Annotated in this window: 9 protein-coding genes; 7 read left to right on the forward strand and 2 right to left on the reverse strand. The window is 43.4% G+C overall.

Features of this window, described 5'->3' with window-relative positions:
* Nucleotides 1-163 precede the first annotated feature (163 nt).
* Nucleotides 164-730 (reverse strand): D-glycero-beta-D-manno-heptose 1,7-bisphosphate 7-phosphatase, encoded by a 567-nt coding sequence (gene gmhB / locus PSI17_RS15335; protein WP_273552807.1) that lies wholly within the window; start codon nucleotides 728-730, stop codon nucleotides 164-166.
* Between the two features lie 179 nt (nucleotides 731-909).
* On the opposite strand from gmhB, the gene metN reads away from it, so the two are divergent.
* The 6 genes from metN to proS all read left to right on the forward strand — a co-directional run bounded on the left by metN (nucleotide 910) and on the right by proS (nucleotide 6,565).
* Complete coding sequence (gene metN, locus PSI17_RS15340; protein WP_273552808.1) at nucleotides 910-1,941, forward strand: methionine ABC transporter ATP-binding protein MetN; 1,032 nt, start codon at nucleotides 910-912, stop codon at nucleotides 1,939-1,941.
* Nucleotides 1,934-2,587: a methionine ABC transporter permease MetI gene (locus PSI17_RS15345; protein ID WP_273552809.1), complete on the forward strand. Its 654-nt coding sequence runs from the start codon at nucleotides 1,934-1,936 to the stop codon at nucleotides 2,585-2,587. The genes metN and PSI17_RS15345 overlap by 8 nt, the downstream gene beginning before the upstream one ends.
* Before the next feature lie 73 nt (nucleotides 2,588-2,660).
* A complete protein-coding gene (locus PSI17_RS15350) occupies nucleotides 2,661-3,476 on the forward strand; it encodes a MetQ/NlpA family lipoprotein (RefSeq protein WP_273552810.1) in 816 nt (271 codons plus the stop codon).
* 102 nt (nucleotides 3,477-3,578) lie between these two features.
* Nucleotides 3,579-3,974 (forward strand): Rcs stress response system protein RcsF, encoded by a 396-nt coding sequence (gene rcsF, locus PSI17_RS15355; RefSeq protein ID WP_273552811.1) that lies wholly within the window; start codon nucleotides 3,579-3,581, stop codon nucleotides 3,972-3,974.
* Nucleotides 3,975-4,020: 46 nt separating this feature from the next.
* Nucleotides 4,021-4,728 carry a tRNA (N6-threonylcarbamoyladenosine(37)-N6)-methyltransferase TrmO gene (gene tsaA, locus PSI17_RS15360; protein ID WP_273552812.1) on the forward strand — a complete coding sequence of 236 codons (708 nt, stop codon included), beginning with the start codon at nucleotides 4,021-4,023 and terminating at the stop codon, nucleotides 4,726-4,728.
* Nucleotides 4,729-4,843: 115 nt separating this feature from the next.
* Nucleotides 4,844-6,565 carry a proline--tRNA ligase gene (gene proS / locus PSI17_RS15365; RefSeq protein WP_273552813.1) on the forward strand — a complete coding sequence of 574 codons (1,722 nt, stop codon included), beginning with the start codon at nucleotides 4,844-4,846 and terminating at the stop codon, nucleotides 6,563-6,565.
* 85 nt (nucleotides 6,566-6,650) lie between these two features.
* Here the strand turns inward: proS and nlpE are convergent, their stop codons facing one another.
* On the reverse strand, nucleotides 6,651-7,334 hold the full coding sequence (gene nlpE, locus PSI17_RS15370; protein WP_273552814.1) for an envelope stress response activation lipoprotein NlpE: 684 nt from the start codon (nucleotides 7,332-7,334) through the stop codon (nucleotides 6,651-6,653).
* Nucleotides 7,335-7,645: 311 nt separating this feature from the next.
* On the opposite strand from nlpE, the gene rof reads away from it, so the two are divergent.
* Entirely contained in the window at nucleotides 7,646-7,909 is a 264-nt protein-coding gene (rof, locus tag PSI17_RS15375; RefSeq protein WP_273552815.1) for a Rho-binding antiterminator, read from the forward strand.
* Nucleotides 7,910-8,068 lie beyond the last annotated feature (159 nt).

An 8,068-nucleotide genomic window follows, 5' to 3' on the forward strand; every position in this document is an offset into this window, starting at 1 on the left:
CTCTTGTCGTGTCAAGCCTTATTTTTCAGGGCTTTTCACTTTGTCATCCCGACAGGTTTGTATGTTTGTCGTGACAACGGAAGCGAATTATAGAGAGCCTTCTGATTTAGGCAAGCCTTTTTTGTAATTACTTGTTTAAGTGCTTACAATTTAGCCCAAAAGGTTATTTTTGCCTATTTTTTAGTACATTTGGCAGGTCTGACAAACTATTCACGACCAAATCCGCCGCTTGCTCTGCTTCTGTTGTTACTGGTTTTCCTGTACGAACGAGAACCTTGGTTCCGACTTTCGCTGCCTTGGCTGCCAACATATCTTCTATTTTGTCTCCTACCATATAAGAAGAGGACATATCGATATGTAATGCTTTCTGTGCATCTAACAACATACCGGGTTGTGGCTTACGGCAGTCACAGTTTTTCCTATATTCTTCATTCTCTGCTTCTGGATGATGCGGACAATAATAAATGCCATCAAGATCAACACCCCGATCCGACAATGACCAATCCATCCATTCTGTTAATTGCATAAACTGATCTTCATTAAACATCTTACGGGCAATACCTGACTGATTCGTAACCAAAACCAGAGCATAGCCCATTTTTTTCAATTCCAGCATGGCTTCAATGGCACCATCAATAAATTGAAAATTATCTATCTCATGTACATAACCATGATCGATGTTAATCGTGCCGTCACGATCTAAAAATACGGCGGGAATACCTTGAGTCACCTGATTACTCCAAGAATGTAACAAGCGGACAGTATCGCATGATTTATTACTGATTGAAAATGCAGCATTTAACTTATTCATTGTTGACTTAGACGTCTAGACGCCTTAACATCCAATTTAATTCATGACTTGTTGAAAGGTTCTCAAGTCATTCATCTCTACTTCATAATAAGAAAAAAATGATAAGACTGACTAAGATAAATAAGATATTTCAACAAGGAACGCGTTCGATAAAAGCGCTTTCAGATATCAACCTACATGTCCCACAGGGGCAAATATATGGCGTTATCGGTTCTTCCGGTGCCGGCAAAAGTACCTTAATTCGTTGTGTGAATATGCTTGAACGGCCGACTTCTGGTCAGGTATTAGTGGCCGGGCAGGATCTCACGTCTCTTTCAGAACGTGAACTTACTCATGCACGTCGTCATATTGGCATGATTTTCCAGCATTTTAATTTGCTGTCATCCAGAACAGTCTTTGGTAATGTTGCGTTATCTTTGGAACTTAATAACACGCCAAAAGCCGAAATAAAGGCCAAGGTTAACGAATTGCTAGAGTTAGTTGGCCTCACGGATAAACATGATGCTTATCCTGCCAATTTATCGGGTGGTCAAAAACAGCGTGTTGCTATTGCGCGGGCTTTGGCAAACTCGCCTCAAGTGCTTCTGTGTGACGAAGCTACCAGCGCTTTAGATCCAGCAACAACACGTTCTATTTTGGCGTTATTAAAAGACATTAACCGTCGGCTGGGATTGACCATTCTTCTGATTACCCATGAAATGGATGTCGTTAAACGTATCTGTGATCAGGTTGCGGTCATCAGTGGTGGTCAATTGATTGAACAAGATATTGTGAGCGCAATATTTTCGCATCCTAAAACGCCGGTTGCTCAAGAATTTATCAAATCTACGTTGCATTTGGATATTCCTGAAGATTACTTACAGAGGTTACAACCGGAATCATCGCCTGATCGCTGCCCATTATTGAAGTTGGAATTCACGGGTAAGTCAGTTGATGCACCTTTAATTTCTATGGCAGTTCGCCGCTTTGATATCGATATCAGCATATTAAGCTCCCAAATGGACTACGCCGGTGGTGTTAAATTTGGGGTGATGCTGGCTGAATTAGATGGGGAAAGCGATAGCATCAAATCAACAATTGCATTTTTAGAAGAGCATCATGTGAAAGTGGAGGTTCTCGGTTATGTCTGAAGGAATGATTTTATTATTGGCTAAAGGAGTCTGGGAAACTCTCGTCATGACTTTTGTTTCTGGTTTCTTTGGCTTTGTTATTGGATTGCCGGCTGGTGTACTTTTATACGTTACCCGTCCAGGGCAGATCATTGAAAATAGTACGCTTTATCGCATACTTTCTGCATTGGTCAATATTACGCGTTCAATACCTTTTATTATTCTATTGGTATGGATGATCCCATTTACCCGCCTGATTGTAGGAACATCAATTGGTTTGCAGGCGGCAATTGTCCCGTTAACCGTGGGAGCGGCACCATTTATTGCCCGCATGGTGGAAAATGCCTTATTGGAAATTCCGACAGGCTTAATTGAAGCAGCACGTGCAATGGGAGCAACACCACTCCAGATTGTCAAAAAGATCTTATTGCCAGAAGCCATGCCAAGTTTGATTAATGCTGCAACCATAACGTTAATTACATTAGTGGGATATTCCGCAATGGGTGGCGCCGTTGGTGCCGGTGGTCTGGGGCAGATTGGTTATCAATATGGCTATATTGGCTACGATGCGACAGTGATGAATACCGTATTAGCATTATTAGTTGTTTTAGTATTCTTGATTCAGGTAGGCGGTGATCGTTTAGTGAAGACCGTCAATCGTAAATAGATTATTTCAACATAGCAGTATGTAGTAACTTGAGTAAAACAGGTTAAATATTAGTATTCAATAGGGGTGAAATATGTCAGTGAAATTGAAATCCATTGCTGCAATCAGTGCATTATTAGGTACATTAATTCTTGCCGGTTGCGGGCAGGAACAACGTGATCCAAACCATATCAAGGTTGGCGTTATTGCCGGACCTGAACTTAAAGTTGCTGAAGTGGCTAAACAAGTGGCTAAGGATAAATATGGCCTTGATGTTGAGCTGACGACATTCAATGATTACGTTCTGCCGAATGAATCATTGAGTAAAGGGGATATTGATGTGAATGTCTTCCAGCATAAGCCTTTTTTAGATCAGCAAGTAAAAGAACGTAACTACAAATTGGCCATTGTGGGTAACTCTTTCATTTTCCCAATGGCGGCCTACTCCAAAAAAATTAAGTCACTGGATGAATTGCAGGATGGCTCTCAAATTGCCATCCCCAACGATCCGACTAACCAAGGCCGCTCCCTGCTGTTATTACAAAAACATGGCCTGATTACGCTGAAAGAAGGTGTCGGCCTGCTGCCAACGATTTTGGACATTACCGGCAATCCTAAGCACTTGGATATCGTGCAGTTGGAAGCACCACAATTGCCACGTTCACTGGACGACCAAAAGATTGCTTTCGCGATTATCAATAATACCTACGCAGGACAGATTGGTTTAACACCCGAACAAGATGGGATCTTTGTTGAAGATAAAGACTCACCTTACGTCAATATTATTGTCAGCCGCGAAGACAATAAGGATGCGGAAAATGTGCAAAATTTTGTGAAAGCGTACCAATCTCCAGAAGTCGAAAAAGAAGCTAATGAAGTCTTCAAGGGTGGAGCAATAAAAGGCTGGTAATCTTTTCTATTTAATCAATCAAGATTAAACTCATTGGGTGGATATGTTTATATCCACCCATTTTTATTGGGTGAAAACACAAGAATACGAGGACTCAACTCAATGCGTATGTTATCTGTCTGTTTCATGGCGCTCTTTATCGCTGGATGTTCGTCACTCCCCACTCAGTTCAATAAATCTGATATGCCAGATTCGAAGTTGAAACATCAGTCAGACGAGAAAAACAGAGCGCTCTCTTATGTCCGCCTGTATACCAAGCCAGATGAGCTGGCAGGTTTACCCTTTAAAGATCTCGGGATTGTCGCCGGAGAATCCTGCCGTAGTACGCTGCAAGACTCTCCCGCCAGTATTGCAACCGCACGGCAAAACATGCTGGCAAAAGCCGCTTATCTAAACGCAAATGCAGTTTTACTTCATCAATGTGCAATTTTACCGGGTCAAGGTTGCTACCAAATTGCCATTTGTGAAGGGTCAGCATTACTGACCACTCATCAATAATTGTGACCAATTTATTATTATCAATAAGTTATTATAAAAAACGCTCATGGCAGATTTTCATTTTACGCAAATAGGAACCATTCATTCTCCTTACAAAGAGAAATTTGCCATTCCCCGTCAACCGGGTTTGGTCGAAGATGGTACAGGGCAGCTAGAGTTACTTGCGCCCTACAATCAGGTTGATGCAGTCCGCGGGTTGGAACAATTCAGCCACTTGTGGATTATTTTTGTGTTTCATCAAACCATGGAGGGTGGCTGGAATCCACTGGTGCGCCCACCCCGCTTGGGCGGAAATGCCAAAATGGGCGTGTTTGCCACCCGTTCAACCTTCCGCCCCAATCCGGTTGGCATGTCACTGGTGGAATTAAAAAACATTCAATGCGAGAACAACCGTGTCATTCTGGAACTGGGGAGTTTGGATTTGGTGGATGGAACACCGGTTATCGACATCAAACCTTACCTGCCTTTCGCCGAATCACGCCCAGAAGCCAAGGCGGGTTTTGCCCAAGCAGCACCAGAGGCAGACATGACAGTGAATTTCTCACCAGAAGCCGAATGCCAACTTTTATCCTACCAAGCCAACTACCCTCACTTGAAGCGTTTTATCAGCCAAATATTGGCGCAAGATCCCCGGCCAGCCTACCGTAAAAAAGCGCAGGAAGACCGCATATACGCCGCTCACCTCTTAGATTTCAACGTTCGCTGGCGGGTTTTTAATACGATGACGGAAGTGGTTTCTATCGAACACTGCTAAAACTCCTTTTGACATCGCAAGCTCACTGGTAGACTAGCGGTTTGTCTTTATTTTCTGGGTTGAGTGGTAATATCTTACCGCCCAAAAGCAATGTGCTATCCAATGGAAACTTACTATGCGTACTAGCCAATATCTGCTCTCTACTTTAAAAGAGACACCTGCTGATGCAGAGGTAATCAGTCATAAGCTGATGCTTCGTGCCGGGATGATCCGTAAACTCGCTTCAGGTCTGTACAACTGGATGCCGACAGGTGTTCGCGTGTTGAGAAAAGTTGAAAACATTGTTCGTGAAGAGATGAATAATGCAGGGGCGATTGAGGTTTCCATGCCGGTAGTCCAGCCAGCAGATTTGTGGCAGGAAAGCGGCCGTTGGGAGCAATATGGCCCAGAATTGCTGCGTTTTGCTGATCGAGGGGAACGTCCTTTCGTTTTGGGCCCCACTCATGAAGAAGTTATCACTGATCTGGTTCGTAACGAGGTCACTTCCTATAAGCAGCTTCCGCTCAACCTGTTCCAGATCCAGACCAAATTCCGTGATGAAGTTCGTCCACGCTTCGGGGTGATGCGTTCACGTGAATTTATCATGAAAGACGCCTACTCTTTCCACACCAGCCAAGCATCCCTGCAAGAAACTTACGATAAGATGTACGATGCCTACAGTAAAATCTTTACCCGCATTGGTTTGGATTTCCGCGCAGTTTTGGCAGATACCGGCTCAATCGGTGGCAGCGCTTCTCATGAATTTCAGGTTCTGGCAGCCAGCGGCGAAGATGATATCGTTTTCTCTACCGAGTCTAACTATGCTGCCAATATTGAATTGGCTGAAGCGGTTATGCCATCAGGGGAACGTGCTGCGCCATCTGAGGAAATGCGTCTGGTCGATACCCCAAATGCCAAAACCATTGCTGAACTGGTCGAACAATTCAATCTGCCCATTGAAAGAACCGTCAAGACGCTGATCGTTCATGCCGCAGAAGAGAGCGGGCATCAGTTAGTTGCCTTGTTGGTACGTGGTGATCATGAATTGAATGAGATCAAAGCAGAAAAATTGCCTTTGGTCGCCAGCCCGTTGAATTTCGCCAGCGAAGAAGACATCCGTGCCGCTGTCAACGCAGGTCCGGGTTCCTTAGGTCCGGTCAATCTGCCTATGCCTGTCATTATTGACCGCAGCGTATCTGTCATGAGTGATTTTGGTGCAGGCGCAAATATTGATGACAAACACTATTTCGGCATTAACTGGGAACGTGATTTACCCCTTCCAGAAGTGGCTGATATCCGTAATGTCGTTGAAGGTGATACCAGCCCAGACGGTAAAGGAACGCTGCTAATCAAACGTGGTATTGAAGTGGGCCATATCTTCCAATTAGGCACAAAGTACTCTGATGCCCTGAAAGCAACGGTGCAGAATGAAGATGGGCACAATCAAGTTGTCACGATGGGATGCTACGGTATTGGCGTTACCCGCATCGTTGCGGCTGCTATTGAGCAGAATCACGATGATCGCGGCATTATCTGGCCAGATGCCATTGCCCCATTCCAAGTGGCCATCCTGCCAATGAACATGCATAAATCTTACCGGGTGAAAGAAGCCGCTGAAAAATTATACGCAGAATTACGCGCCAGCGGCATTGATGCCATTTTCGATGATCGTAAAGAGCGCCCTGGCGTGATGTTTGCTGACATGGAGCTCATCGGTGTACCAAATACTCTGGTTATCGGTGATCGTAATCTGGATAACGGTGAAGTCGAATATAAAAACCGCCGTACTGGTGACAAGCAAATGCTGAAACTGGAAGAGGTTGTTGGTTGCCTGAAAGGCTATATCCAACAGGCTTAATCTTACCAGAGGGTATTCGCTTAAATAAAGAAAACCTGCGTACTTATTACGCAGGTTTTTCAATCGGTGATCCACCGTTTATACGTTATTTCTTGCTATGGCAGGAAGAAGTCTTATCAAAACGAATTTTGCCTGTCTGGATCACCGCATTGTCAAACAGCCCATCTTCCATTGAAGGACGCAGCGTATAGTAGCCTTCTATTTCCACGTAAACCGGAGTTCCGCCTTCCACTCCCGTAGCACTGTAACCACGTTCTAAATCGATATTTTCGGCAGCATCATAACGCTTTCCGCTGCCACATTCCGTAAAAAGCGCCGAATCAGCAAAATAGCTGTATTCGCCTGCCAGCTTTTTCGGTTTTATTTTATCCAATTCATAATTAAAGCTTGATTGGATTGGCTCACCGTTGATATCCAGCATAACCACGTTTTCACCTTTCATCAGAAAATAAGATTTTTTGCCGTCTTGCTGACTCAAGACAATCTTTTTGCCCTTTATCACCCAATGACCCGTTTCAAAGAACGTATTTTCCTCACTTTTGGCTTCCAGATAAGTTCGCCCCAATATATATGTCCCATCCTGAGCAAGCTGTAAGGTCGTCTCGATACCTGCACAATCCGCACAAGGCACGACACCACTAAACACGTTCTCGCTTGACAGGAGTTGCTCCTGAAATACGGGGTTATTCTGTGTCGGGGAAGTATTCTGACACCCTGTCGCGGTGAATACCCCAGCAACCAACAAGGTAAATAATATTTTTCTATTCATCATTTAATCCGATAAATCCAAAAAGATAATTAATAAGTTTCAAATGAAACATAAATTTTACGTCACAACGTTGACGCTACTTTACCGTATTGCAAAATGCACGGAGAGAAAAACCAAATAGTATGACTCTATTCCATTCAGTAATGATAAGATACAGGTTTAATCGGCTTCCTGTTGCAACAAAATTCTCACCAACTGATGCAGTAATCACGGGAAGCTTACTGTGCTATAGTCGTAAGTAGCATTTTACGTTCGATTTAGGTCAATCACGGGCGGCACGATAACCGCCACTAACATAGTGGTGAGCAAATATGTCTATAGATAACGAAGAATATCAACCAATTAACTGTGATGATTACGATAACCTTGAGCTAGCCTGCCAACGCCAGCTACATTTGCATCTCCAATTGCGAAATGGTGAAATATTTGAAGGGAAAGCTAACAGCTTAATTTTAAGAAAAAAAATTGAATATCTTCTCATCGATTCAACTGAAGAAACCTATGAACTCAGGTTGGATTACATTATCAGTTTCAGCAATCCAGAAATTGGAACGATTGTTATTGAACACTCCTAAATTTGATCGCAAATAACGATTAGAACCTTCCCCCAAAAGTCCTTATATAAATAAGGACTTTTTATATAAAGATAAGTCCTATAAGCCAATTATCAAGCTGCTATTGTGCCCATCGTGGGGATCATGCTTTTAGTGAACAGTTGACCAAGAACCATAACC

The sequence above is a fragment of the Xenorhabdus sp. IM139775 genome (assembly GCF_028598745.1).
Classification (GTDB): Bacteria; Pseudomonadota; Gammaproteobacteria; order Enterobacterales; family Enterobacteriaceae; genus Xenorhabdus.